18 protein-coding genes are annotated in these 23,029 nt (G+C 73.1%); 4 read left to right on the plus strand and 14 right to left on the minus strand.

The window, feature by feature from the left end; translation table 11 throughout:
• Positions 1–48: 48 nt before the first annotated feature.
• The 4 genes from ACFWIA_RS25475 to ACFWIA_RS25490 form a co-directional block, all read right to left on the minus strand.
• Positions 49–264 (minus strand): acyl-CoA carboxylase subunit epsilon, encoded by a 216-nt coding sequence (locus ACFWIA_RS25475; RefSeq protein ID WP_387008878.1) that lies wholly within the window; start codon positions 262–264, stop codon positions 49–51.
• A 57-nt stretch (positions 265–321) separates the two neighbouring features.
• The gene (locus ACFWIA_RS25480; RefSeq protein ID WP_387008880.1) at positions 322–1,941 is read right to left on the minus strand and encodes an acyl-CoA carboxylase subunit beta; all 1,620 of its coding nucleotides are present in this window, start codon (positions 1,939–1,941) and stop codon (positions 322–324) included.
• A 154-nt stretch (positions 1,942–2,095) separates the two neighbouring features.
• Complete coding sequence (locus ACFWIA_RS25485) at positions 2,096–4,444, minus strand: polysaccharide lyase 8 family protein (RefSeq protein WP_387008882.1); 2,349 nt, start codon at positions 4,442–4,444, stop codon at positions 2,096–2,098.
• 148 nt (positions 4,445–4,592) lie between these two features.
• Entirely contained in the window at positions 4,593–8,510 is a 3,918-nt protein-coding gene (locus tag ACFWIA_RS25490) for an endo-alpha-N-acetylgalactosaminidase family protein (protein ID WP_387008884.1), read from the minus strand.
• 311 nt (positions 8,511–8,821) lie between these two features.
• Here ACFWIA_RS25490 and ACFWIA_RS25495 point away from each other — a divergent pair, with 311 nt between their 5' ends.
• Complete coding sequence (locus tag ACFWIA_RS25495) at positions 8,822–9,427, plus strand: YceI family protein (protein ID WP_387008886.1); 606 nt, start codon at positions 8,822–8,824, stop codon at positions 9,425–9,427.
• 136 nt (positions 9,428–9,563) lie between these two features.
• Here ACFWIA_RS25495 and ACFWIA_RS25500 read toward each other — a convergent pair whose 3' ends face one another.
• From ACFWIA_RS25500 to ACFWIA_RS25510, 3 genes are all read right to left on the minus strand, one after another.
• Positions 9,564–11,003, minus strand: a complete 1,440-nt coding sequence (locus ACFWIA_RS25500; protein WP_387008888.1) for a hypothetical protein — start codon at positions 11,001–11,003, stop codon at positions 9,564–9,566.
• 79 nt (positions 11,004–11,082) lie between these two features.
• Entirely contained in the window at positions 11,083–12,684 is a 1,602-nt protein-coding gene (gene cimA / locus ACFWIA_RS25505; RefSeq protein WP_387008890.1) for a citramalate synthase, read from the minus strand.
• Positions 12,685–13,154: 470 nt separating this feature from the next.
• Positions 13,155–14,045: a LysR family transcriptional regulator gene (locus ACFWIA_RS25510; protein WP_387008985.1), complete on the minus strand. Its 891-nt coding sequence runs from the start codon at positions 14,043–14,045 to the stop codon at positions 13,155–13,157.
• A gap of 79 nt (positions 14,046–14,124) precedes the next feature.
• On the opposite strand from ACFWIA_RS25510, the gene ACFWIA_RS25515 reads away from it, so the two are divergent.
• Both ACFWIA_RS25515 and ACFWIA_RS25520 read left to right on the plus strand, forming a co-directional pair.
• Positions 14,125–15,045 (plus strand): EamA family transporter, encoded by a 921-nt coding sequence (locus ACFWIA_RS25515; protein ID WP_387008892.1) that lies wholly within the window; start codon positions 14,125–14,127, stop codon positions 15,043–15,045.
• A gap of 22 nt (positions 15,046–15,067) precedes the next feature.
• Positions 15,068–15,922: an NmrA/HSCARG family protein gene (locus ACFWIA_RS25520; RefSeq protein WP_387008894.1), complete on the plus strand. Its 855-nt coding sequence runs from the start codon at positions 15,068–15,070 to the stop codon at positions 15,920–15,922.
• Positions 15,923–16,034: 112 nt separating this feature from the next.
• On the opposite strand, the gene ACFWIA_RS25525 is transcribed toward ACFWIA_RS25520, so the two are convergent.
• Entirely contained in the window at positions 16,035–16,835 is an 801-nt protein-coding gene (locus ACFWIA_RS25525; RefSeq protein WP_387008896.1) for a methyltransferase domain-containing protein, read from the minus strand.
• Here ACFWIA_RS25525 and ACFWIA_RS25530 point away from each other — a divergent pair.
• Entirely contained in the window at positions 16,834–17,211 is a 378-nt protein-coding gene (locus tag ACFWIA_RS25530) for a MerR family transcriptional regulator (protein WP_387008898.1), read from the plus strand. The two genes, ACFWIA_RS25525 and ACFWIA_RS25530, sit on opposite strands and share 2 nt — an antisense overlap.
• A 41-nt stretch (positions 17,212–17,252) precedes the next feature.
• On the opposite strand, the gene ACFWIA_RS25535 is transcribed toward ACFWIA_RS25530, so the two are convergent.
• The 6 genes from ACFWIA_RS25535 to ACFWIA_RS25560 form a co-directional block, all read right to left on the minus strand.
• The gene (locus ACFWIA_RS25535; protein ID WP_387008900.1) at positions 17,253–18,338 is read right to left on the minus strand and encodes a branched-chain amino acid aminotransferase; all 1,086 of its coding nucleotides are present in this window, start codon (positions 18,336–18,338) and stop codon (positions 17,253–17,255) included.
• A 360-nt stretch (positions 18,339–18,698) separates the two neighbouring features.
• Positions 18,699–19,739, minus strand: a complete 1,041-nt coding sequence (locus tag ACFWIA_RS25540; RefSeq protein ID WP_387008902.1) for a 3-isopropylmalate dehydrogenase — start codon at positions 19,737–19,739, stop codon at positions 18,699–18,701.
• 83 nt (positions 19,740–19,822) lie between these two features.
• Complete coding sequence (locus ACFWIA_RS25545; protein ID WP_387008904.1) at positions 19,823–19,948, minus strand: hypothetical protein; 126 nt, start codon at positions 19,946–19,948, stop codon at positions 19,823–19,825.
• Between the two features lie 283 nt (positions 19,949–20,231).
• On the minus strand, positions 20,232–20,714 hold the full coding sequence (locus ACFWIA_RS25550) for a hypothetical protein (protein ID WP_387008905.1): 483 nt from the start codon (positions 20,712–20,714) through the stop codon (positions 20,232–20,234).
• A complete protein-coding gene (locus ACFWIA_RS25555; RefSeq protein WP_387008907.1) occupies positions 20,711–22,237 on the minus strand; it encodes an ATP-binding protein in 1,527 nt (508 codons plus the stop codon). Before ACFWIA_RS25555 ends, ACFWIA_RS25550 begins: the two co-directional genes overlap by 4 nt.
• Entirely contained in the window at positions 22,234–22,926 is a 693-nt protein-coding gene (locus ACFWIA_RS25560; RefSeq protein ID WP_387008909.1) for a response regulator transcription factor, read from the minus strand. The genes ACFWIA_RS25555 and ACFWIA_RS25560 overlap by 4 nt, the downstream gene beginning before the upstream one ends.
• Positions 22,927–23,029 lie beyond the last annotated feature (103 nt).

The raw sequence follows: 23,029 nt of genomic DNA on the forward strand, positions 1-23,029 counted from the left end.
CAAACGGTGTCCGGTGCGGGCCGACGGCGTCGAAGCGGGGCCGGTGGCTCAGACCTGCCAGCTGTGCGGCGCGCGGAACCCGTACTGGCGCTCCAGCCGACGCCAGCCGGGCTTGGCCACGGGCGTGGCGGGGGCGGGCTCCGCGGTCCCGGCAGCGGCGCGCGCCAGCAGGATCGCGGTGAGGGCGGCCACCTCCTCGGGTTCGGCGTGGCCCTTCTCGACGCGCAGCAGACCGGGCTCGGTCGCGGAGGCGATGGTCGTCATGGGTGCTACTCCGTGTGGGTGAGGGTGTGGGGTAGGGGGGCGCGGCGGCGCCGCCCCCTACTGCGGAGGGTTGCCGTGCTTGCGCGAGGGCAGGTCCGCGTGCTTGGAGCTCAGCATCGCGAGCGAGCGGATCAGCACCTCACGGGTCTCGGCGGGGTCGATAACGTCGTCCACGAGCCCGCGCTCGGCGGCGTAGTACGGGTGCATCAACTCGGACTTGTACTCCTTGACCATGCGGGTGCGCATGGCGTCCGGGTCGGGGGCACCGGCGATCTGGCGGCGGAAGATGACGTTGGCGGCCCCGTCGGCGCCCATGACCGCGATCTCGTTGGTGGGCCAGGCGAAGGTGAGGTCCGCGCCGATGGACTGCGAGTCCATGACGATGTACGCACCTCCGTACGCCTTGCGCAGGATCAGCGAGATCCTCGGCACGGTGGCGTTGCAGTACGCGTACAGCAGTTTGGCGCCGTGCCGGATGATCCCGCCGTGTTCCTGGTCGACCCCCGGGAGGAATCCCGGAACGTCCAGCAGGGTCACGATCGGAATATTGAAAGCGTCACACATCTGGACGAAGCGCGCAGCTTTTTCGGACGCTTCGATGTCCAGGACCCCGGCGAGGGTCTGCGGCTGGTTGGCGACGATCCCGACGACCTGGCCGTCCAGTCGGGCCAGGGCGCAGATGATGTTGCGCGCCCAGCGCTCGTGGACCTCCAGGTAGTCGCCGTCGTCGACCAGCTCCTCGATGACCTTGGCCATGTCGTAGGGGCGGTTGCCGTCGGCGGGCACCAGGTCGAGCAGGACGTCGGAGCGGCGCTCGGCGGGGTCTTCGGCGACCGTCCGCGGCGGGTTCTCGCGGTTGTTCTGCGGGAGCAGCGACAGCAGGTAGCGGACCTCGGCGATGCAGGTCTCCTCGTCGTCGTACGCGAAGTGCGCGACGCCCGAGGTCTCGGCGTGGACGTCGGCGCCGCCGAGTCCGTTCTGGGTGATCTCCTCACCGGTGACGGCCTTGACGACGTCGGGGCCGGTGATGAACATCTGGGAGGTCTCGCGGACCATGAAGACGAAGTCGGTGAGGGCGGGGCTGTAGGCCGCGCCGCCGGCGCAGGGGCCGAGCATCACGCTGATCTGGGGGATGACTCCGGAGGCGCGGGTGTTGCGCTGGAAGATGCCGCCGTACCCGGCGAGGGCGGAGACGCCCTCCTGGATGCGGGCGCCCGCGCCGTCGTTCAGGGACACCAGGGGCGCGCCGGCCGCGATGGCCATGTCCATGATCTTGTGGATCTTGGTGGCGTGGGCCTCGCCCAGCGCACCGCCGAAGATCCGGAAGTCGTGGGCGTAGACGAAGACCGTGCGGCCCTCCACCGTCCCCCAGCCGGTGACCACGCCGTCCGTGTAGGGCCGCTTGGCCTCCAGGCCGAAGCCGGTGGCCCGGTGCCGACGGAGTTGCTCGACCTCCTGGAACGACCCGGCGTCGAGCAGCAGCTCGATGCGCTCGCGGGACGTCAGCTTGCCCTTGGCGTGCTGGGCCTCGGTCGCCTTCTCGCTGGGCCCCCGCAGCGCCAGCTCCCGGATCGCGTGGAGCTCGGCCACCCGGCCGCGCGCGTCGGTGGGCTCGTCCCCCGTGGGTCCCGAGGCGTCCGATGGGCCGGGGGAGCCAGTCTCGTCCAAAACGGTCATGTAGCGACCATACGAAGTCGACCGAGCAAAACGGCCCGTCGACTCCGTACAGTCTCCGGCCCGTTTTCCTGGTACCCCCGAACAGATCGGTGCGGACACCGTCGCGAACCTCCTGCCAGGGGGGTCGGGGGGTTGTGGGATCTCCACAAACCGCTCAGGGGAGGGTCACCTCACACCGATGGGTCGCGCAGACCGTGCCGGGGGTGATCCGCAACCGTAGTCGACGTCCGGTGGCCAGGACCTCGACGCCCGGGTCGTGGGCGACCGTGCGGCCCGCCGGACGGTCCCAGACGAGGTCCAGGGGGCACCCGGTGCGCGGTGGTTCGCTGACACACAGCGTGGCGGTGCGCGCACGCTGCCGCACCAGGACGCTGGCCGGCGCCGAGACCGTGAGGTCGCCCGCCGTGCCGGCCCGCCAGAAGTTCGCCGCGAGGACCCCGAGCGGGTGCACCGCGACGGCCTGGCGGTCGGCGTCGTTGGCGGGGACCGACAGCCAGCCGGGGTCGGCGGCCCGTGCGACGACGGCCGGGAGCGGGGCCCCGGGCAGCACGGCGTAGGCGTACCGGGCTGCGGTGGGGTCGGTGCCGTGGTCCAGCCACAGGGTCTGCCAGTGCCGGGTGCGGCGCTCGGGTGCCCCGCCGGTGTTGATGTCGGACCAGCTCCCGGTGCGTTCCTCGCGCAGGGTCCGCAGGGCCGGGCCACCGGCCAGCACCCAGCCGCCGTGCCCTTCCAGGTGGGCCCAGCGGGGGCGGGGCCCGGGCCCGGTGCGCAGGCGCGCGGTGCCCGTCGCGCCGAGGTTGCGCTGGTCGACGACCGTCTCCACCGGCACGCCGTCGGTGGCGGTGATCCCGGCGCCCAGGCACACCACGGTGTCGGCGAGGAAGAACCACGACTTCTTGGCCCGCAGGGTCGAGCCGAGGCCGTGCAGGTCCTGTCCGACGGCCGCGTAGGTCCCGTCCGTGGTGCCGCCCACCCAGCGGGCGGGCGGTCGGGGGGCGCCCCATTCGCCGCCGGCCCGGTCGGGGAGGCGGCGGGTGGAGACCGTGGTGCCGGGCAGTCGGTACCAGTCGACGGTGGGCCAGTACCAGTCGCCGTACTGGTCCGTGGGGCGGCCGGCGGGCCACCACTGGAGCAGGCCGGCGGCGGTGTGCCAGCCGCGCGGGTTCTCACCGGCCCCGCACTCGTAGTGGGAGGTGCGGCTCGACGCCATGGCGAGGGCCGCGGTGAACGCGGGTCGGCGGTGGACCGCGCGGTCCATCGCCGGGAACAGGGTGTGGCCGACGGGTTCGGGGGCCGGGCGCACCGGGCGGGCGGCGACGGAGTGCAGCCGGGCCAGGTCGGCCGGGTCGAACTGCGGGGAGGTGAGCAGCGGCAGGACGGTGTCGCGGGCGATCCAGCCCTTGATCCGGGCGTGCCAGTCGTCCCGTCGGGCGGGGGTGATCCCGTGGGCGGCCCCGCCCGGGGACTGCGCGAGCAGGGCGATCGCGGCGATGACGGCGTGCCCGTGGTAGTGGTCGCCGCGCGGGACGCCGTCGTCGGAGCGGAGCAGCCCGCGGCTGATGGCCCGGCCGTTGACGACGTCCATCATCAGTCCGTCGAGGAGCAGCGGGGCGAACGCCCGCTCCACGCTGTCGGCGACGTTGCGCCGGGCCGGGTCGGTCACCTCCCAGGGCGACCCGTCGAGCAGGGCGAGGAGTCGGGCGAGCCCGTCCAGCATCACCTGGCCGTAGGTGCCGGTGTACGGGACGGAGGCGTGTTGGAGGAACGAGCCGTCGGCGTGCATACCGTCGCCCTCGGTGACGTGCGGGAACACCGGGGAGAGCGCGTCGCGGGCGAGGGCCAGGCGGTCGCCGTCGCGACCGAGGACGCCGCGCAGGGCGACCGAGCGGCACAGGTCGACGCGGTTGGCCCCGGTGGAGGTGCCGGTGTACGCGCCGAGGGCGGTGTCGGGCACGAAGTGGTCCACTGCCGCGCAGGCCGCGGTGCGCTGCTGGGCGGTGAGGCGGTCGCCGAGGGCGAGGGCGGTGTCCATCAGCGGGCGGGGGCAGCCGATCTGCCACTCCCACCAGTTGCCGTGGGGTTCGGTGCCCGGGTGGTAGACGGTGGCGGCGAGGTGGTCGAGGCCGCGGAGCACGGCGGCCAGCAGGGTCGGGTCGTCGGTGCGGCCGGTGCCGGCTTGGACGTGCGCCCGGGTCATCGTCCACAGCCGGGTGTAGCTGCGGGTGATGCCGGCGGGGCGGGCGAAGGGCTGGTCGGGCCAGAGCGCGGTGCGGGTCGGGGCCATCGTCGCGCGCCAGTGCTCCGCCCGGTCGGCGAGCGCGCGCAGCCGGCCGGCGTAGGGCTCGGCCGCCGGGTCGTAGCCGGTGCCCAGCGCGAGGTCCAGCCAGCGGCGGCGCAGCGCGGTGAACGGTTCGCCGGCGGCTCGGGGGGCGGGGGTGCTCGGACGGTACGGGAGGGTGCTCGCGGCTCCGGCGAGCAGCACGGTCCTTCGGGTGGGGGTCATACCGCCCTGGTACCCGGGCCGGTCCGGGTCGGCTCGGAATCCACCCGTGGTGACGGGCGCACGGGCGGACCCCGCCGGGAGCGGTGGCTCCCGACGGGGTCCGGGGGGCGGCCGGCGCGGGGTGGGCGCCGGCCGGGGGTGCGCTGGTTCAGCCGGTGCAGCGGAAGCGGGCGTCGCCCCAGTCGGCGTGGTCGTTGCCGACCCCGTCGCCGCCGTCGCCGACCACCAGGTCGACGTACCGGGCGCCGGTCACGTCCGCGGTGAGGGACCAGGCCGGGTCGCTGGCCTTCACGACCGGCGACTTCACCTTCTCCACGCCGTCCGCGAGCACGCTGAACTGGACGCTGCCGCGGCTGGTCTGCACGTCGTCGACGCCGACCTCGGCCGTGAAGGCGGTGCACTTGCCGCCGAGGAAGTAGCGGACCTTGGACGCGGCGTGGGTGCCGAGCCCCTTGGCGTAGCCGACGCCGCCGATCTTCAGCGGGGAGCCGTCACCGGTGCCCGTCTCGCCGTTGGAGAGGTCCCGTTCCACCGGTCCCCACCCGTTGCTGCTGTCGGTCCAGTCCAGGTCGCTGGCCCAGGCGTCGGCGGTCGGGGGCGGCGGCAGGGTGCGCACCGTCGTCTCGGCGTCGAGGGTCCGCCGCTCGCCGTCGAGCACGTACGCGGCCTTGGCGGCGAGTCGGTACGCGCGGTAGGGGGCGTCGATCGGCGGGGTCACCCGCCAGGTGGTGGTGGCCTTGGTGCCGGGGGCGACCGGGGTGGTGGTGGTCGGCCCGACCGGCTCGGCGCGCCAGCCCTCGGGCAGTTCCAGGGCGACGCTCAGCTCACGGGCGTCGGTCCGCTCGAAGCTGGTGAAGGTGGCGGTGACCTCGTTCGCTGCGCCGGGTTCCAGGGTCGGAGACTCGCCCGCGAGCTTCAGTTGCGCGCAGGCGGGCCGCTCGGTGGTGGGGCCGAGGTCGGTGACGCGGAAGTCGTCCAGCACGAAGTCCGCGTGGTCGTCGGCGTCCTGACGCATCCGCAGCCCCACCCAGGTGTCACCGCAGCCGGCGACCACGTGCTCGGTGAAGCGGCCGGTGGTGCGCTGCTCGGGCACGGCGGTGCTGCGGGTCTCGACGCTCTGGGCGGCGCCGCCGGCGATCTGGTCGTAGCCGGTCACCCACGCGAAGGAGTCGGCGTGGCTCGACTGGTAGGCGAAGTCGACCCGGTAGGCCCGGCCGGGCTCCAGGGGAACGGTCGCCGGGGTGGTGCGGTAGACGATGCCGCCCTTGTTGCCCTCGTGGGTCTTCAGCGACTCCTCGCCGTCGAGGACGTCGTCGATCAGCTTGCCGTTCCAACCGGACTGGGTGTACGGGGCGTTCTTCTGGGCGAGGTGGGTGCGCGGGTCGGTGACCCCGCCCGCGGCGCCCTTGGCGAAGGGCCCCCAGCCCTGGTCGACGTTCTCGAAGTCCTCCTGGACGACCGTGCTGGCCGGGACCGCGGGGGCCTTGCCGGTGGCCGCGACCAGGCGCACGTCATCGACGCGGACCGTGGCGTCGGAGCCCGCCGCCGCCTCGACGCGCAGGGTGGCCCGGCCGGTGCGGGGCGCGGTGAAGGTGACCTTGGCGCGCTGCATGTGGGTGCTGTGCCAGTCGCTCGCGGCGACGGTGTTGCGCAGCGTGGAGCGGTCGACGGACACGGACGCGCCCCCGGCGCTCAGCGTGGTGCGGCGCTCCTGGCCCGGTGCGACCTCCAGCCAGGCGGAGGCGGTGTACCGCTGGCCCGGGGTGAGCCCGGTGAGCCGCTGTTCGACGGCGGCCCGGCCCTCACCGGTGAGGGCGGCGCTGTTGCGGCCGTTGGCGTCGGTGTCCCGGGCGACCTGGCCGGTGGTGCGCCAGTCGTCGAGTCGGGCGTCGTTGAAGCCGGGGTCCCGGACCGGGCCGCCCTCGCCCCAGCCGGGGTCGGCGGCCTTCGGGGCGCGCCCCTGCGCGTACAGCACGTAGGGCCGTCCGGCCTCCGCGGTCAGGGTGATCTTCCCGTTCCGGGCGCGGACGGTGCCGGTCTTGACCCGGCCGTTGTCGGTCAGTTCGTGGACGGTGTACGAGGAGCCGGGGACCTCCCAGGTCGTCGTGCCGCCCGCCTTGTTGAAGTGGTAGAGCTTGCGGCTTTCGCCCTTGGCCCCCTTGCCGGCCTTGCCGGCCCTGCCGGGTGCGGCGCCCTCCCACGGCAGCAGGTAGGTGTCGCCGGACAGCACCTTGCGGCCCTGGTCGTAGTAGGTGCGAGTGCCGTCCTCGACGGTGCCGCGGACCCCGCCCGTGAAGGTGATGTCATTGCCGTTCCAGCGTTGGATCTGCTCCTGCTGGAGGTACTTGGCGGGCAGGTCCCGCTCCCAGATCGCGGCGTAGAAGTCGTCCCAGTCGTTCTCGCCGGTCCAGCCCTCGAAGTCCTCCAGGATGGTCTGGCCGAGGACGGGGTCGTCGTTCCAGACGTCCTTCTCGCTGTTGCGGATGAAGCGGATGATCTTCGAGTTGAGGCCCTTGTTGGTGACGCCGCCGTAGTTGAGGTCATTGGCCCAGTGCGACCACAGGGATTGCCGTTCGAACTTGTCGGCCCACTCGGTGGACAGGTGCCAGCCCTGGTCGCGGATGGCCCGGGCGGTCTGCTCGGCGATCCAGCCGTGCGAGTAGTAGACGTCCACGTACAGCTGCGACAGGTTGGGGTGGGTCTCGTCGCGCAGCTCCTTGAACCGGCGGGCGAGGTCGCCGCTGTTCACATCGCGGCGCTGGTCGATGTAGTAGCTCTGGTTGAGCCAGTTCCAACCGGGCCGCTTCTTGTCGACCAGCGTCTCGTTGAAGTTCTTCGCCTCGGGGTACGCCTCGGTCGCGTTGACGTGGACGCCGAAGGTGGCGCCCCACCGCTCGCCCTTCGCCAGCAGCTCGTTGAGGTCGGTGAGGCCGCCGGCGCGCTTGTTGACGTCCCCGCCGTAGTCGGGGTGCGCGGAGTCGTGGCCCTCGGACGCGTAACCCTTCAGCATCGCGAGCTGGCCGAGGCCGTCGGTGGCCAGCGAGATCCGCTTGACGTCGTCCAGGGTGCGCAGGAAGGGGTGCGTGGCCTGGCTGGCGAAGTTGAAGGGGATGTGGGTGACGACCCGGTCGGGCGTCTGCTCGGCGCCGGGCGCCTTGACGCCGATGGACCGGAAGGCGACGGCGGCGTCCTGCCAGTCGACCGCGCGGTCCCCGTTGGCGTCGGGCGTGACGACGACCTTGGCCCAGGGCAGCTCGTCGCCCCGGGCGGCCTTCGGCGCGCCCTCGCCGCGGTGGGTCCACTGGCCGGACCAGACGCCGACCCGGGTGGAGCCGTCGGCGGCCTTGCGCGCCTGGTGCCAGAAGCGGGCGTCGTCCCCGGCGGTGGCACCGGAGGGCTTGTCGTACGTGGAGTTGGACTCGACGGCGGCGGCGAGGCGGCCCGTGTTGACGAGGGCGTAGGCGGCGCCGCGCGGGCTCGCGTCGGCCGGGGTGTCGGCGGTGACCTCGGCGAAGACGTCGGCGGTGCGGGTGGAGTCCGGGTCGAGGCGGGTGAAGGCGGTCCGGGCGCCGCCGTCGCCGCTGCCCACGGAGACCAGGTCGTGGCCGGGGATGTCGAGGGTGCCGACGCGGAACGCCTCGGTGTCGCGGACGGCGGTCACCTTGAAGGTGACGGTGCGACCGGTCACCGTGAGCGAGGCGTCGATCTCGACGCCCGGCGTCTGCGGGAAGGTGAGGGTGTACGCGGCCCTGCTGCGGCTGAGGTCCGGTGCGGACTTGAGCCGTACGGGCTGCGCCTTGCCGTTGAGGGTGACCTCGGTGATCTCGGCCGTGGAGCCGAGCAGTCGGGCTCCGGTGGCCCGGTCGGTGTACGCGAGGACCCGCGGGAAGTCCTCGGCCACGGTGACGGTGAGCTGCGCGGAGCGGAGGGTCGGACCGCTGACCGGGTCAGCGGCGGTGACGGCCGTCGCCGCCTCCGGCTGGGCGGCGGCGACGGGGCCGGCCAGGGCGAAGACGGCGGATGAGGCGGCGACCAGCGCACACGCCGTACGGATTCTTCGGGACATGGGGACTGGGTAGCGGGGGCGCCGGCACCGGGTCAACGGGCGGCGCCCACCGGGGCGGCGGCAGTCCAAGAACCGCCTTCCTTTAGTCCAAGTCGGCCCCGGTCGCGGTCGCTCGGGCGCGTCCGGGCCGTCCCGAGGACGGGGGCGGGCGGGGGTCGACGACCCCGGGCTCCGTCACTGAAGGTGAACGGACGAACCCGGAACGCATGCAGTTGAAATTTGAACGGAATACCTCTAGAGTCATTCTCGTTGAAGGTTCAACCAAAGGGCGACCGAGAGGCGGTCCCCTCCCCACCCCCCAGGAGCACACCATGGGTCTCTTCGGCCGCAAGAACGAGTCCGCCGCCCCCACCGCCGTCGCCACCGCGCCCCACCTGGCCCCGCTGACCGGCACCTACACCCTCGACCCCGCCCACACCACCATCGGCTTCGTGGCCCGCCACGCCATGGTCACCAACGTCAAGGGCGGCTTCCAGGACGTCAGCGGCACGCTGGACCTGGACGGCCACAACCCCGGCAACTCGTCCGCCGCCCTGGACATCCAGATGGCCAGCATCGACACCGGCAACGCCGACCGCGACGGCCACCTCAAGAGCGCCGACTTCTTCCGGATCGACGAGTTCCCCACGATGACCTTCCGGTCCACCAGCACCGAGCACCTCGGCGGCGAGGACTTCCGCATCACCGGTGACCTCTCGCTGCTGGGCACCACCCGGCCGATCACCATCGACCTGGAGTTCAACGGCGCCGCGACCGACCCGTTCGGCAACGAGCGCGTCGGCTTCGAGGGCCGCGCCGAGCTGCTGCGCTCCGAGTGGGGCCTCACCTGGAACGCCGCGCTGGAGACCGGTGGCGTCCTCGTCTCCGACAAGGTCAAGCTGAACTTCGACATCTCCGCCATCAAGAACGCCGGCTGAGCCCGCCGGAGCACCGCCTCCGGCCCCGGGCCCCGGTGCCCGCGGACCCTTCGGGTCCCTTCGAGCGCGCCCGCCTTCCGCTTCCCCCGAGCGAGAGGGCGGGCGCTCGTTCGTCCCCGGCGCGGGACGTGCGGGGTCAGAACCCGCCGCCGAAGTCCCCTCCCCCGCCGAAGTCGCCGCCACCGAAGCCGCCGCCGTCACCGCCGAAGTCCCCGGGGTCGAACTCCGCCCCGGACACGTCCCCGCCGTCGTACCCGGCACCGGCGCCGAAGTCCCCGTAGCCGGAACCGTAGTCCGCGGCGTACGCCGGGCTGGCCATCATGCTGCCGAGCATCGTGCCCACCAGCAGACCGGGCAGCAGACCGCCGCCGAAGTAGCCACCCGCCCAGGGCCCGTACGCGGGTCCCGCCTCGTAGTAGGGGCGGCGGCCACCCTCCGTGTCGACCTCGCGGACCAGCGGATCGACGCCGTCCCGCAGCCGGGCCTGGTCCGCCGCGCACACCGGCACCTCGCGCTCGGCGCCCGACGGGGGCGACCAGCGGGCGTCCGCCACGGACGGCCCGTGCCGGGGGTCGAAGAAGCAGGGGGCGCGCCGCTCGGGGAGCGGTTCACCGGCCCGGCGCGCGGCGAGCAGGGCCAGCGCGAAACGTCCGTCCGCGAGCGCCTCGGTGACCGGCCGCACCTCCTCGGGTCGGCGGGCCGCGACCATCAGCGACTTCGCCCGCTCGTAGGAGTCCAGTGCCTGCTCGTAGTCCCCGCGCATCGCGTCGTCGGCGCCCGCCTCGGCGGGGTGGAAGTCGAGCCGTTCGAGTTCCTCGCCGAAGGCGGTGATGTCCTCGTCCACCACGACCCGCAGCTTGTCGAGGGCGGCCCGCTGTGCCTCCTCGTGGTGGCGCTTCCTGCGACGGGACACCGCGTACGCGCCCGCCCCGCCGAGGGCCACGACCGTCCCCGCCACCACCAGCGCGGCCACCGGGAAGGACGTCCCGCGGCCGGTTCCGTCGGCGTTCCAGGAGGCGGGTGCGGAGCCCCGGGCGGTGGGGAGCGCCCGGTCCACGAAGTCGTTGAGCTGGGCCGCCGCCGCGCCGTCGCCCTCCACGCTGCGGACCAGGTTGCCCACCGCGGCCGGCGACATCACGGAGCTGTCGGCCCGGGCGTCGAACCGGTCACCGAGCCGGACCGCGTACACCCCGGTGATCCCGGTCGCGGTCCGCAGATCGGTGAACAGGTCCTTCGTCGGGTAGCCGGCGGGGAGCACCGCGACGAACAGCGGCTTGTCGGCATCCGTGATCTTCTTCGCGAGGGCGTCCGCGTCCGCGCCGGAGAGCAGTGCGGAGGCCGCCGGATCGACGTAGACGGGACCGTCCCGGAGGGCGGCGGCGACGGTGTCGGCGTCGGCGGATCGGGTGGTGCCGGAGTCGACGGCGGCGGCTACGGAAGGGGCCGGGGCGGCGGGCGGGGCCGCCCGTGCGACGGCCGGGGCCAGGACCGTGAGCAGCACGGCCACCACGGCGGTGATCAGGGCGAGGGTCGGACCCCGGAGCGCCGGGAGTCCTCGGGACGGTACGGCGTTCATGCCTTCGACGCTACCCGATCCGGCGCCGATGCCCCCGTCGGCGGCGGGCGCGACCGGTCGGCCGCGCCCCGCCCGACGACTACTCGGTCGGCTCCACGCCCATCCGCAGCAACCCGTACGTGTAGGCGTCCTCCAGTGCCTGCCAGGAGGCGGCGATCACGTTGTCGGCGACCCCGACCGTCGACCACTCGGTGGCGCCGTCGCTGGTGGAGATCAGGACCCGGGTCGTGGACTGGGTCCCGTGGCGGCCCTCCAGGATGCGGACCTTGTAGTCGACCAGCTCGAAGGTGGCGAGCTCGGGGTGCAGTCGCTCCAGCGCCACCCGCAACGCCCGGTCGAGGGCGTTGACCGGGCCGTTGCCCTCCGCCGTGGCGACGATCCGCTCGCCCTTGGCCCACAGCTTCACGGTGGCCTCGTTGGCGTGGCTGCCGTCCGGACGGTCCTCGGTGATCGCCCGCCAGGACTCGGTGCGGAAGTAGCGGGGGGCCCGGCCCTCGGCCTCCTCGCGCAGCAGCAGTTCGAAGGAGGCGTCGGCCGCCTCGTAGGTGTAGCCCCGCAGCTCGCGTTCCTTGACCCGCTCGACGACCCGGCCGATCAGCTCGCGGTCACCGCCGAGGTCGACGCCGAGCTCCTTGCCCTTCAGCTCGATCGAGGCGCGACCCGCCATGTCGGAGACCAGCATCCGGATGCGGTTGCCGACCTGCTCGGGGTCGATGTGCTGGTAGAGGTCGGGGTCCACCTTGATCGCCGAGGCGTGGAGTCCGGCCTTGTGCGCGAACGCGGAGACTCCCACGTACGGCTGATGCGTGGAGGGCGTGAGGTTGACGACCTCGGCGATGGCGTGCGAGACGCGCGTCATCTCGCGCAGCTTGCCCTCGGGCAGCACCCGGCGGTCGTACTTCAGTTCCAGGGCCGCCACCACGGGGAACAGGTTGGCGTTGCCGACGCGCTCGCCGTAACCGTTGGCGGTGCACTGGACGTGGGTGGCGCCCGCGTCCACGGCGGCCAGCGTGTTGGCGACCGCGCAGCCCGTGTCGTCCTGCGCGTGGATGCCCAATCGGGCCCCGGTGTCGGCGAGGACCGTGGCGGTCACCGCGTGGATCTGGGCGGGGAGCATGCCCCCGTTGGTGTCGCACAGGACGACCACGTCGGCCCCGGCCTCGCTCGCCGTGCGGACGACCGCCTTGGCGTAGTCGGGATTGGCCCGGTAGCCGTCGAAGAAGTGCTCACAGTCGACGAACACCCGGCGGCCCTGCGCGCACAGGTGGGAGACGGTGTCCCGGATCATCTCCAGGTTCTCGTCGAGGGTGGTGCGCAGGGCCAGTTCCACATGGCGGTCATGGGCCTTCGCGACCAGGGTGATCACCGGGGCGCCGGACTCCAGCAGGGCCCGGACCTGCGGGTCCTCGGAGGCCTTGCCGCCGGCGCGGCGGGTGGCGCCGAAGGCGACGAGTCGGGCGTTGCGGAAGTCGATCTCCTGCTGGGCCCGGGCGAAGAACTCGGTGTCCCGGGGGTTGGCGCCCGGCCAGCCCCCCTCGATGAAGCCCACGCCGAAGTCGTCCAGGTGCCGGGCGATGGTCAGCTTGTCCGCGACCGTGAGATTGATGCCCTCGCGCTGTGCGCCGTCGCGCAGCGTGGTGTCGAAGACGTGGAAACTGTCGTCTTTGGCCTGACTGCTCATGGTGGGATGACTCCTGTCGGGTGCGTGGCTCCGGAATTGCTGGCTCCACTTGCCCCCATCTTCGCGTGCTGTTCGTGTCCGGTCGGGTTGGGGTCCGGGAAACGAAAAGACCCCTCGCGGGTGCGAGAGGTCTGCGCGCGGGTCTGGGGCACGGGGCCGCTGATCACCTGGTGGTGGGGGGTCAGCGGTCCTGCGGACCGGCGCGCCTGTTGCCGATAATCATGGCCAACGAAAGCACGGGTGGCAGTGTGCCACAGTTCTCCGAACGGTGCGGTTCGGTCTCACCGGGTGGACGGTTCCCCTGCGGGTTGCTGGGGGTGCCCCTGTGGTCGGCGGTCCGTTGTGCGGTGCGGTGGTGATCGGTTGCCCGCGCCGTTCCCCGCGCCCCTGGCGGGGCCGGAGGCTGCGGCTCCGATGCTCGGTGCGGGTCTGCGGGGGCCGATGCTGCGGCCGTGGGGTTGCTCGCGCCCCTAGCGGGGCGCCTCCTTCGGTGTGGGGATGTCGAGGAGGGTGAGGAAGGCGGTTGCTGCGGGGGTGCGGCTGGCGCGGCCACAGATGACGTACTCGACGCGGGCCGGCGCGTCCGTGACCTCGATGGTGGCAACGCCGCTGAGCTGGGACGCGTACGCGGAGGGGAGCATCGCGATGCCCAGCCCCTGCCCGACCAGTCGAGCCAGGAAGTCCGCGTTGGTCACTTCGAAGGCGACGTCGCGGTTGAGACCGGCGCCCGAGAACGCCTGGTCGGACTGGACACGTCCGGCGGTGTTCGCCGGTAGGTCCACGAACGCCTCGGAAGAGAGTCTGCGAAGGTCGACGGTCGGTTCCTGGGCGAGGGGATGGTCCGGCGCGACCACGGCGACGAGCAGGTCACGGGCGAGTTCACGCGCTGCTACGCCCTCGGGTCGCGCGGTGGTCGGCAGCCCGAGGAAGGCGACGTCGAGGGCCCCGTCCTTGACCTGCTCGACGAGTTCCTCGCTCGCGCCCACGCGCAGGCTGATGCGCACGTCCGGGTACTGCCGGTGGAAGTCGCGCAGGGCGCTCGGGATGTCGACCGCGGCGACGCTGGGGATCAGGCCCACGGCGAGCCGTCCGCGTACCTCGCCGACGGCCGCGGCGACCTCGACGACCGCGCGCTCGGCGGCGTCCAGGCACTGACGGGCGGCGGGAAGGAACGCCGCACCGGCCGGTGTCAGCCGCACCCGGCGGCTGGTGCGCTCGAAGAGCCTCGCACCCAGTTCCTTCTCCAGGCGGGCGATCTGGTGGCTGAGGGCGGACTGGACGACCAGGCACCGCTCGGCGGCCCGGGTGAAGCTGTTCGTTTCGGCGACGGCGACGACGTAGCGCATCTGTTGGAGCTCCATCGATCCATCTTCCATCGCGATCGATGAGATGAAAAGCATGTGTTGGACTCATTGATCGCCACCGGATGAGACTGCGGGCATGACCAGTCCAGCAACACGGAGAGTGCCCGCCGGGGCCGTCAGCGGCGTTCCTGGTGGGCATCTTTCGCGTGCCGTCCTGACAGCGCTCACTCCGGTGGCGTGGGGCACGACCTATGTCGTCACCACGGAGCTCCTCCCCCCGGGGCACCCCCTGTTCGCGGGGCTGCTGCGGGCGCTGCCGGGTGGTCTGATGGCCCTGGCGCTCACCCGGACGCTGCCGCGCGGGAGGTGGTGGGGGCAGGCCGCGGCGCTCGGCGTGCTGAACATCGGCCTCCCGTTCCCGTTGCTGTTCCTCGCGGCCGAACGCCTGCCGGGAGGCGTGGCCGCCACCCTGGCAGCGGCCCAGCCGCTCCTCATCGCCCTCCTGGCGGTGGCAGTCCTGCGCGAGGCGCTGTCCGCCTGGCGCCTCGCCTGGGGACTGATCGGCATGGTCGGCGTCGGCCTGGTGGTGATCGGTCCGAGCGCGGCGTTCGACGACGTCGGAGTCCTGGCGGCCCTCGGCAGCGCGGCGTCCATGGCGCTCGGATTGACCCTCACCAAACGCTGGGGGCGCCCGCCCGAGGTCGGTCCCACCGCTTTCGCCGGCTGGCAGCTCACCGCGGGAGGGCTGTTCCTGTTGCCCCTCACGTTCCTGGCAGAGGGGGCGCCTCCCGCCATCGACCTGCCCGCCGCCCTCGGCTACCTCTGGATGGGCCTGGTCGGCGGCCTGATCGCCTATGTCCTGTGGTTCCGCGGCGTCACCACGCTGCCCGTCACCTCGGTCGCCGTTCTCGTCCTGCTCTCCCCGCTGGTCGCCGCGGTGCTGGGTGCCGTCGTGCTCGGCCAGACCTTCGGTCCGGTCCAACTCCTGGGCTTCGGGCTCGCGCTCGCCGCGATCGTCGCGGGACAGCTGCCCGCCCCCACCCGCGCACGCAGCTGATCTCCCACGGAAGGACCTCGTCATGTTCTACGACAAGACCGTTCTGGTCACGGGCGCGACCGGCGGTCAGGGCGGCGCCGTTGCCCGCCGACTGCTCGACGAGGGCTGGCGGGTGCGCGCCCTCGTCCGTGACCCGGACCGGCCGGAGGCCGAGCAACTCAAGGCGCTCGGTGCGGAACTGGCCACCGGCGACCTCGACGACGCGCGGTCGCTGCGCACGGCGGCGCAGGGCGTGCACGGCGTCTTCAGCGTGCAGCCGGACGACATGGCCGACCCGCACCCCGAGATCGAGGTGCGCCAGGGCAAGAACGTCGCCGACGCGGCCGCAGCCGCAGGTGTCGCGCACCTGGTCTACAGCTCCGTGGGCGCCGTCGCGCACGAGTCCGGCGTCGCACACTTCGCGAGCAAGGCGGAGATCGAGGCGTACATCGACGCCATCGGCGTGCCCACGACGGTGCTACGGCCGGTGTTCTTCATGGAGAACTGGCCCTCCATGGTGCCGGAGGCGAGGAACGGCGAGCGGGTCGGTTCCCTCGCGCTGGACGCGGACACCCCGCTCCAGATGATCGCGCTGGTCGACATCGGACGGATCGCCGCAGACGTGTTCGCCAAGCCGTCCGAGTCCATCGGCAAGAAGATCGAGATCGCCGGCGACGAGCTGACCCTGCGGCAGGTGGCCGAGGCGTTCAGCAGGGTCGACGGCGTTCCGACCCGCTTCGCGCGGCAGCCGATCGAAGAGCTGCGGGCCGAGGCCGAGGAGATGGCGAAGATGTTCGACTGGTTCGAGGAGAAGGGATACCAGGCCGACATCGCCGCGCTCCGCGAGCGGTACCCGGAGCTGCTGACCCTCGAAGGATGGCTGCGCACCCATCGGTAGCGGAACGGGAACCAGGGGGGACTCGGCCAACTTCGGGGGCGCGGGGAACTGCGCGAGCAAGGTCCGCCGCACCCGCAGCCGGGGAACAACAGGCACCGCCCCGGGCCCCGGCTCAGGGCACCGCATGCGCGGACGCGAGGAACACGGGAACCGCCACGAACGCCCGCCCGGCGCCCGCCCGGCCCCGCTGCCCGGCGACCCACGCAGCACCTTCCTCCGCGGCGACCGCCCCCGCCGCAACCACGCGGCGAACCGCACCGGTCACCACCGCGAGCGCAGCCTCACCCGTGAGCACGGTGGTGTGCACCTCCACCCGCACGTCCCGGAACCCCGCCGCCAGCAACAGCGCGCGGAAGCCCCGGGCGGCCCGGGGGCTGGCCACCAGGTCGGCGCGGGCGTGCACGATCCGCCGGGTCAGCCCGGCGTCATCGGAGTCGATCACGAACGCGTCCCAGTCGTGGCCGACCAGGGCGATCCGTCCGCCGGGCGCCAGGACCCGCCGCGCCTCGGTCACGGCGTCCGCGGGCTCGGTCAGTTCATGGAGCACCCGCTCCGCGCGATAGGCGTCCACGGAGGCGTCGGGGAACGGCAGGGCGCGGGCGTCGGCCACCAGGAAGCGGCCCCGCGGCCAGCGTGCGCGGGCCGCCCCGACGGCTCCCCGGTCGGGGTCGACCCCCGTGGACCGGGCACCCAGCCGCATCGTCTCGGCCACCGCGCGGCCCCCGCCGCAGCCCACGTCGAGGAGCCGGGTGCCGGCCCGTACGTCGAGCAGTTCGTAGGAGCGGGCCCGCAGGGCGAGGGCTTCCGGGGTGGTGTCGACCCGGTCCAGCAGGGCGAGGAGGGGGTTCTCGGCGACGGCGGGGGTCGCGGGCGGCTTGTCCATGCGGTCCAGGCTGCGACTTAATGCCGACATGAAGTCAAGCGCAGGACGTACGACGATGACGGTCGGGCAACTCGCGGGGCGCTTCGGTCTGGGGACGCACGTGTTGCGGCACTGGGAGAGCGTGGGGTTGCTCCGCCCCGAGCGGGACGGCGCGGGCCGGCGGCGCTACGACGAGGAGGACGCGGTACGGGTGGCGGCGGTGCTGCGCGCCAAGGCGGCCGGGCTGTCGCTCGGTGCGATCCGCCGCACGCTGGACTGCGGTTCGCCCGCCGAGCGACGGGACCGGCTGGAGCGGCACCGGGACCTGCTCCGGGACCGGATCGCCCGCCTCCAGGCGTCGCTGACCCTGACCGAACACGCCCTGGACTGCCCGGTCGCCCTCTCCCCCGGTCGCGTCCCGGGCTGAGCGTGCGCCCGCCGATGTCCGGCGGGCGCACCGCACGGGGCTCAGCCGAGGTCGTGCATCCACCCGTACGGGTCGTCCGCGGCGCCGGACTGGAGGGCGAGCAGCGCCCCGCGCAGGCGCATGGTGACCGCGCCGGGCTCCCCGCCGCCCTGGGTCCACTCCGCGCGCCGGGACTTGACGGTCCCGACCGGGGTGATCACGGCGGCGGTCCCGCAGGCGAACACCTCGGTCAGCGCACCGCTGGCGGCGTCCCGCTCCCAGTCCTCCGTGGAGATCCGTCCCTCCTCGGCGGTGTACCCGAGGTCCCGGGCGATGGTGAGGAGCGAGTCCCGGGTGATGCCGGGCAGCAGCGAACCGGTCAGTGCGGGCGTGACGACCCGGTCCCCGTAGACGAAGTACAGGTTCATCCCGCCCATCTCCTCGACCCAGCGGTGTTCCACGGCGTCGAGCCACACGACCTGGTCACAGCCCTCGGCGGCGGCCTCCTTCTGGGCCACCAGCGAGGCCGCGTAGTTGCCGCCGGTCTTGGCCGCCCCGGTGCCGCCCTTGACCGCGCGGACGTAGTCCTCGGACAGCCACACGGAGACGGGCTTGACGCCCCCGGGGAAGTAGGGGCCGGCGGGCGAGGCGATCACCACGAACAGGTACTCGTTGGCGGGCCGCACCCCGAGGCCGACCTCGGTCGCGAACATGAAGGGCCGCAGGTAGAGGGACTGCTCGCCGTGCGCGGGCACCCACGCCTTGTCCTGGGTGACGAGGGCGTCGCAGGCGGCGATGAACAGGTCGTCGGACACCTCGGGCATCGCGAGCCGCCGCGCCGAGGAGCGGAACCGGTCGGCGTTGGCCGCGGGCCGGAAGGTGGCGACGGAGCCGTCGGGGCGCCGGTACGCCTTGAGGCCCTCGAAGATGGTCTGCGCGTAGTGCAGGGTCATGTTCGCCGGATCGAGGGAGATCGGGGCGTACGGCACCAGCTCGGCGTCGTGCCAGCCGCGGCCCTCGGACCACTTGACGGTGACCATGTGGTCGGTGAAGTGACGGCCGAAGCCGGGGTTGCGCAGGATCGCCTCGCGCTGTTCCTCGGGCAACGGGTGCGAGGAGGGCTTCAGCTCGATCGTGGGCGTCGTCATGACTGGTTGTCCTTCACCGTAGGTGGTCAGGGGGCCGAGTCCCGTCTGTCCTCACGGCTCACGCCCGCGCGTGACGATACTAGGACGTCCGAGCTTCGTCGTGTACGGGTGGGTACGCGACGAATGCACGGCCCTGGCTTTCGAGTATCGCGCGCACGGCGGGGCCACGGGGAGGCCGCCGGGGGGCGGGCCGGGCGGGCGCGCGGCGCCGACCCGACAGGGGCCCGCTCCGGTTCTGATGGTGACACCGGCAGGCGGTACACGAGAAGCCGCCGGACGCTCCTGGGCGCCGGCGGCTTCTCGTTCCGGGGTGACCCCCGGGTGTCCGGGGGCCTGCCCCGGGACGTGTGGCGCGCCGGGTCAGCCGGCTACGCGTGCGGCGAGCGCGTCACCGATCTCGTCGGTGGTGCGCGGGGTGCCGTCGCGCTCGGCGAGGTCGGCGGAGACGGCCTCCTCGATCCGGGCGGCGGCGGCCTCGTGGCCGAGGTGGCGCAGCAGCAGGGCGACGGAGAGGATCGTCGCGGTCGGGTCGGCCTTGCCCTGGCCCGCGATGTCGGGCGCGGAGCCGTGCACCGGCTCGAACATCGACGGGAAGGCGCCGGTCGGGTTGATGTTGCCGGAGGCGGCCAGCCCGATGCCGCCGGTCACGGCGGCGGCCAGGTCGGTGAGGATGTCGCCGAAGAGGTTGTCGGTGACGATCACGTCGAAGCGCTCGGGCTGGGTGACGAAGAAGATGGTCGCGGCGTCGACGTGCAGGTAGTCCGTGGTGACGTCGGGGTACTCGGCGGCCACCTTGTCGAAGGTGTTCTTCCAGAGGTGACCGGCGTACACGAGGACGTTGTTCTTGTGTACGAGCGTCAGCTTCTTGCGGGGGCGGGCGTTGGCGCGCTCGAAGGCGTCCCGGACGACCCGCTCCACGCCGTAGGCGGTGTTGAGGCTGACCTCGGTGGCGACCTCGGCCGGCGTACCGGTGCGCAGGGAGCCGCCGTTGCCGGTGTAGGGGCCTTCGGTGCCCTCGCGGACGACGACGAAGTCGATCTCGGGGCGGCCGGCGAGCGGGGTCGCGGTGTTCGGGAACAGCTTCGACGGCCGCAGGTTGATGTAGTGGTCGAAGGCGAACCGCAGCTTGAGGAGCAGCCCGCGCTCCAGCACCCCGGAGGGCACGGACGGGTCGCCGATCGCGCCGAGGAGGATCGCGTCGTGGCCCTTGAGGGCCTCCAACTCCGCGTCGGGGAGCGTCTCCCCGGTGCGGTGCCAGCGCTGGGCGCCGAGGTCGTACTCCTTGGTCTCCAGCTTCACGTCCTCCGGGAGGACGGCACTGAGGACCTTGAGCCCCTGGGCTACGACCTCCTGGCCGATGCCGTCACCGGGAATCACTGCGAGATTGATGCTGGGAGACATGGCGGCACCCTACTCGCCGTCCCAGGGGATGACACCAATGGTCCACCATTCGGACATCCCAGGCGGGAGGGGCGGGTGGCCCCTCAGTGTCCGGTGGCGCCGCCGTTGTCACGGCGGTCGAGGGCGCGCTGGAGGGCGGCGGCGGCGTTCTTGCGCTCGGCGTCGTCGGTGCGGGGGTGGCGGACCCGTCGGGTGGTCGTCTCGGCCATGGTGATCTGCTCCTTGGCGTCCGGGAGTGCTCAGAGGGGATGCGTCGCGCCGGGGGCGTGCAGCCGTCGGGGGCGGGGAGCGCGGTCCGCAGGGGTCACCTGCGCGGGGACACGGCTCGCAACCGCGATCGCTCGGTCGAGCGGGACGTTCGGCTCCTACCAAGCTAAGGCAGCGGGACCCATCCGTCTCCACAAGTAGTCGGACTTCCTACTATCTGAGACGACGCCCGCGTTTCCCCAGGTCAGGGCCGGTACACCCGGCGTTCAAGCCGCGCGTGGGGGCTCAACGGTTGAGGAACTCCGCGCACCGGTGGGGTCCGATCGCGGCGCCCTCGGACGGCTTCAGCGTGACCTCGACCTCGGCGGCCCTGACCTTCGGATCGAGCACGGACTGGGCACGTGCCAGCGAACACACCAACTGCCCCGTGCCGTAGCCCGGGTAGATGCCCTCCATGTGCAGGGTGACGCGTGTGCCGGTACCCGTCGCCGAGTAGGGGCCCGGCATCACGACGAGCGTGGTGAGTCCGTCGCCCTGTCCGACGGGCGGCGGGCTCAGGAGCAGTTTCACCACCCAGTCGAGCGCTTCGATCTTCCGGTCGAGCATGGGCACCGCCCGCAGCCCGGTGTCGGACTCGTAGTACAGCCGCATGCCGCGCGACAGTCCGTCCGCGGGCTCCCCCGCGTCCACCACCCCGGTCGGCTGGACGCCGCAGCCCACGAGGGCGGCCCCCAGCACGACGCCCGCCAGCCCCTGCCGGACCTTCACTGCGTGTCCTCCCCGGTGAGTCGCCGGGGCAGCCGCAGGGTGAACACCGCACCGCTCCCCCGTCCGTCGGCGACCTCGATGGTGCCGCCGTGCAGTCGTGCGTTCTCCCACGCGATCGCCGTGCCGAGGCCGCTGCCCTGGCCGCCGGCGTCGTCGGCGTCGGCGGCCTTGCGGGTACGGGCCTCGTCCGCCTTGTAGAAGCGGTCGAAGACCCGCTCCCGCGCTCCGGGCGGCAGCCCCGGGCCGTGGTCGGCGACCTCCAGCGTCACCCAGTCCCGGCCCGCCACGGGCTCCACCCGGAGGGTCACCGTGACCGGCGGGGCACCGTGCCGCAGGGCGTTGCCCACCAGGTTCGCGACGATCACGTCGATGCGGCGCCGGTCGACCACCGCCCGCACGCCCGGCGGCAGGTGCGTGACCACCCGGTCCGTCCAGCCGCGCAGGGCGAGCGACGCCCGTACGGTGTCGGCGAGGTCCGTCTCGGCCGCGTTCAGCCGGGCCGCCTTGGCGTCGAAGCGGGAGATCTCCATCAGGTCCTCGACCAGCCGGGCCAGCCGGGCCGTCTCCGCCCCGACGGTCCGGGCGGCCCGCGCCGCGTCCGGCGGCAGCTGGTCGGCGTCCTCCTCCAGGACGGTCGCCACCATGGTCATCGCCGCGAGGGGCGTGCGCAGTTCGTGGGACACGTCGGCCACGAAGCGGCGCGCCTTCGCCTCCTGTTCCCGCAGTTCCGCGTCGGAGGCCTGGAGCGCGTCCGCGGTCTCGTTGAACGTCCTCGCCAGGTCGGCGAGTTCGTCGCGCCCCTTGACGGCGACCCGGCTACCGAGGTCGCCGGCCGCCAGCCCGCGGGTGGCCCGGCCCAGCTTCCGCACCGGACGCAGGACGGTGCCCGCGGCCAGCAGCGCCAGCACCGCCGCCAGCACCACCACCGGCGCGATGCCGTCCCGCACGGAGTCCAGCAGGGCTGCGGTGTCCTCGTGCTCGGCCCGTAGGTCGCTGATCGCGAAGACCTCCAGGCCCGAGGTGCGGCGGTCCCCGTCGGCGTACCGCACGGGCATGCCGACGACCAGGTAGGGCTCGCCCCGCCACCTCACCCGCTGGAACCGGGCCGCCTCCCCGGCGCGCACCGCGGCGCGCAGCTCGGGGGTGATCCGACCCAGGGTGTCGGCGAGTTCGTCGGAGACCCCGACGAGGTCCTGGTAGCGGGCGACCACCTTGCGGTCGCCCGTGCCGACGCCCTCCGAGACCTTGCCGGCGAACCGGGTCAGCGAGCGTTGGTCGGGCGGGAGGTCGAAGTCGGCGGCGACCTGGGCGGTCCGCTCGCGCAGGTCGTCCACCGCGGCGTTCTGGGTGCGTTGGAGGACGGCGGTGCGGGCGTCCCGGTAGGCGAGGGCCGTCGCGGTCACCGCGCTGATCAGGGCGACCGCGACGAAGGTGGCGACGAGCCGGATGCGCAGCCCGCCGAAGAACCCCGGGGCGCGCCGCGGCGGGCCGGCCCCGCGCCGGTCCCCGGCCGGGCGGCTCACAGCGGCCCGAAGCGGTAGCCGAAGCCCCGCACGGTCTGGACGTACCGCGGTTTCGCCGGGACGTCCTCCAGCTTGGCCCGCAGCCGTCCGACGGCCGCGTCCACCAGCCGGGAGTCGCCGAGGAAGGTGTGGTCCCAGACGGATGCGAGGAGTTGTTCACGGCTGAAGACCCGGCCCGGTGAGGCCGACAGCTCCAGCAGCAGCCGCAGTTCGGTGGGCGGCAGCGCGATGGTGGCCCCGTGTTTGGTGACGGTCAGCCCGGCCCGGTCGATCACCAGCCCGGCGAGGTCGGCGTCCGTCCGTATCTGGCCGGACGGTTCCGCACGTCGCAGCACGGCCCGGATGCGGGCCTCCAGGACGGGCGCGGTGACCGGCTTGGTCACGTAGTCGTCGGCGCCCGCCTCCAGACCGGTGACGATGTCCTGGTCGTCGCCGCGGGCGGTGAGCATGATGACGGGCAGGGTGGCGCTCCGGCCACGGATGCGGCGGCACACCTCGAAGCCGTCCATCCCCGGCAGCATCAGGTCCAGCACCACCAGGTCCACGTCCTTGCCGCCCGGGCCGTCCAGCAGGGCGAGCGCTTCCTCCCCGGTGGCCGCCGTGTCGATGGCGTACCCGTGCCGGCGCAGCACGAGCTCCATTCCGTCCCGTACGGACGCGTCGTCCTCGATGAGCAACACATGCGGCATGGGGTCGATTATGTGCACCCCGGCAGCCGGTCCGTCGCCCCCCGTCCCCGGTCGACGGGCAGGTCGGGGGCATTGTTACGTTCCCATCATGTGGTCATGGAGT

The organism is Streptomyces sp. NPDC127068, from assembly GCF_042724695.1.
Taxonomy (GTDB): domain Bacteria; phylum Actinomycetota; class Actinomycetes; order Streptomycetales; family Streptomycetaceae; genus Streptomyces.

Coding starts and splice junctions, on each gene's coding strand:
- ACFWIA_RS25525 (WP_387008896.1), bottom strand. CDS start 16,835: ATGTCGGCATTAAGTCGCAGCCTGGACCGCATGGACAAGCCGCCCGCG.
- ACFWIA_RS25535 (WP_387008900.1), bottom strand. CDS start 18,338: ATGACGACGCCCACGATCGAGCTGAAGCCCTCCTCGCACCCGTTGCCC.
- ACFWIA_RS25475 (WP_387008878.1), bottom strand. CDS start 264: ATGACGACCATCGCCTCCGCGACCGAGCCCGGTCTGCTGCGCGTCGAG.
- ACFWIA_RS25495 (WP_387008886.1), top strand. CDS start 8,822: ATGGGTCTCTTCGGCCGCAAGAACGAGTCCGCCGCCCCCACCGCCGTC.
- ACFWIA_RS25540 (WP_387008902.1), bottom strand. CDS start 19,739: ATGTCTCCCAGCATCAATCTCGCAGTGATTCCCGGTGACGGCATCGGC.
- ACFWIA_RS25480 (WP_387008880.1), bottom strand. CDS start 1,941: ATGACCGTTTTGGACGAGACTGGCTCCCCCGGCCCATCGGACGCCTCG.
- ACFWIA_RS25560 (WP_387008909.1), bottom strand. CDS start 22,926: ATGCCGCATGTGTTGCTCATCGAGGACGACGCGTCCGTACGGGACGGA.
- cimA (WP_387008890.1), bottom strand. CDS start 12,684: ATGAGCAGTCAGGCCAAAGACGACAGTTTCCACGTCTTCGACACCACG.
- ACFWIA_RS25520 (WP_387008894.1), top strand. CDS start 15,068: ATGTTCTACGACAAGACCGTTCTGGTCACGGGCGCGACCGGCGGTCAG.
- ACFWIA_RS25545 (WP_387008904.1), bottom strand. CDS start 19,948: ATGGCCGAGACGACCACCCGACGGGTCCGCCACCCCCGCACCGACGAC.
- ACFWIA_RS25485 (WP_387008882.1), bottom strand. CDS start 4,444: ATGACCCCCACCCGAAGGACCGTGCTGCTCGCCGGAGCCGCGAGCACC.
- ACFWIA_RS25515 (WP_387008892.1), top strand. CDS start 14,125: ATGACCAGTCCAGCAACACGGAGAGTGCCCGCCGGGGCCGTCAGCGGC.
- ACFWIA_RS25510 (WP_387008985.1), bottom strand. CDS start 14,045: ATGGAGCTCCAACAGATGCGCTACGTCGTCGCCGTCGCCGAAACGAAC.
- ACFWIA_RS25530 (WP_387008898.1), top strand. CDS start 16,834: ATGAAGTCAAGCGCAGGACGTACGACGATGACGGTCGGGCAACTCGCG.
- ACFWIA_RS25500 (WP_387008888.1), bottom strand. CDS start 11,003: ATGAACGCCGTACCGTCCCGAGGACTCCCGGCGCTCCGGGGTCCGACC.
- ACFWIA_RS25490 (WP_387008884.1), bottom strand. CDS start 8,510: ATGTCCCGAAGAATCCGTACGGCGTGTGCGCTGGTCGCCGCCTCATCC.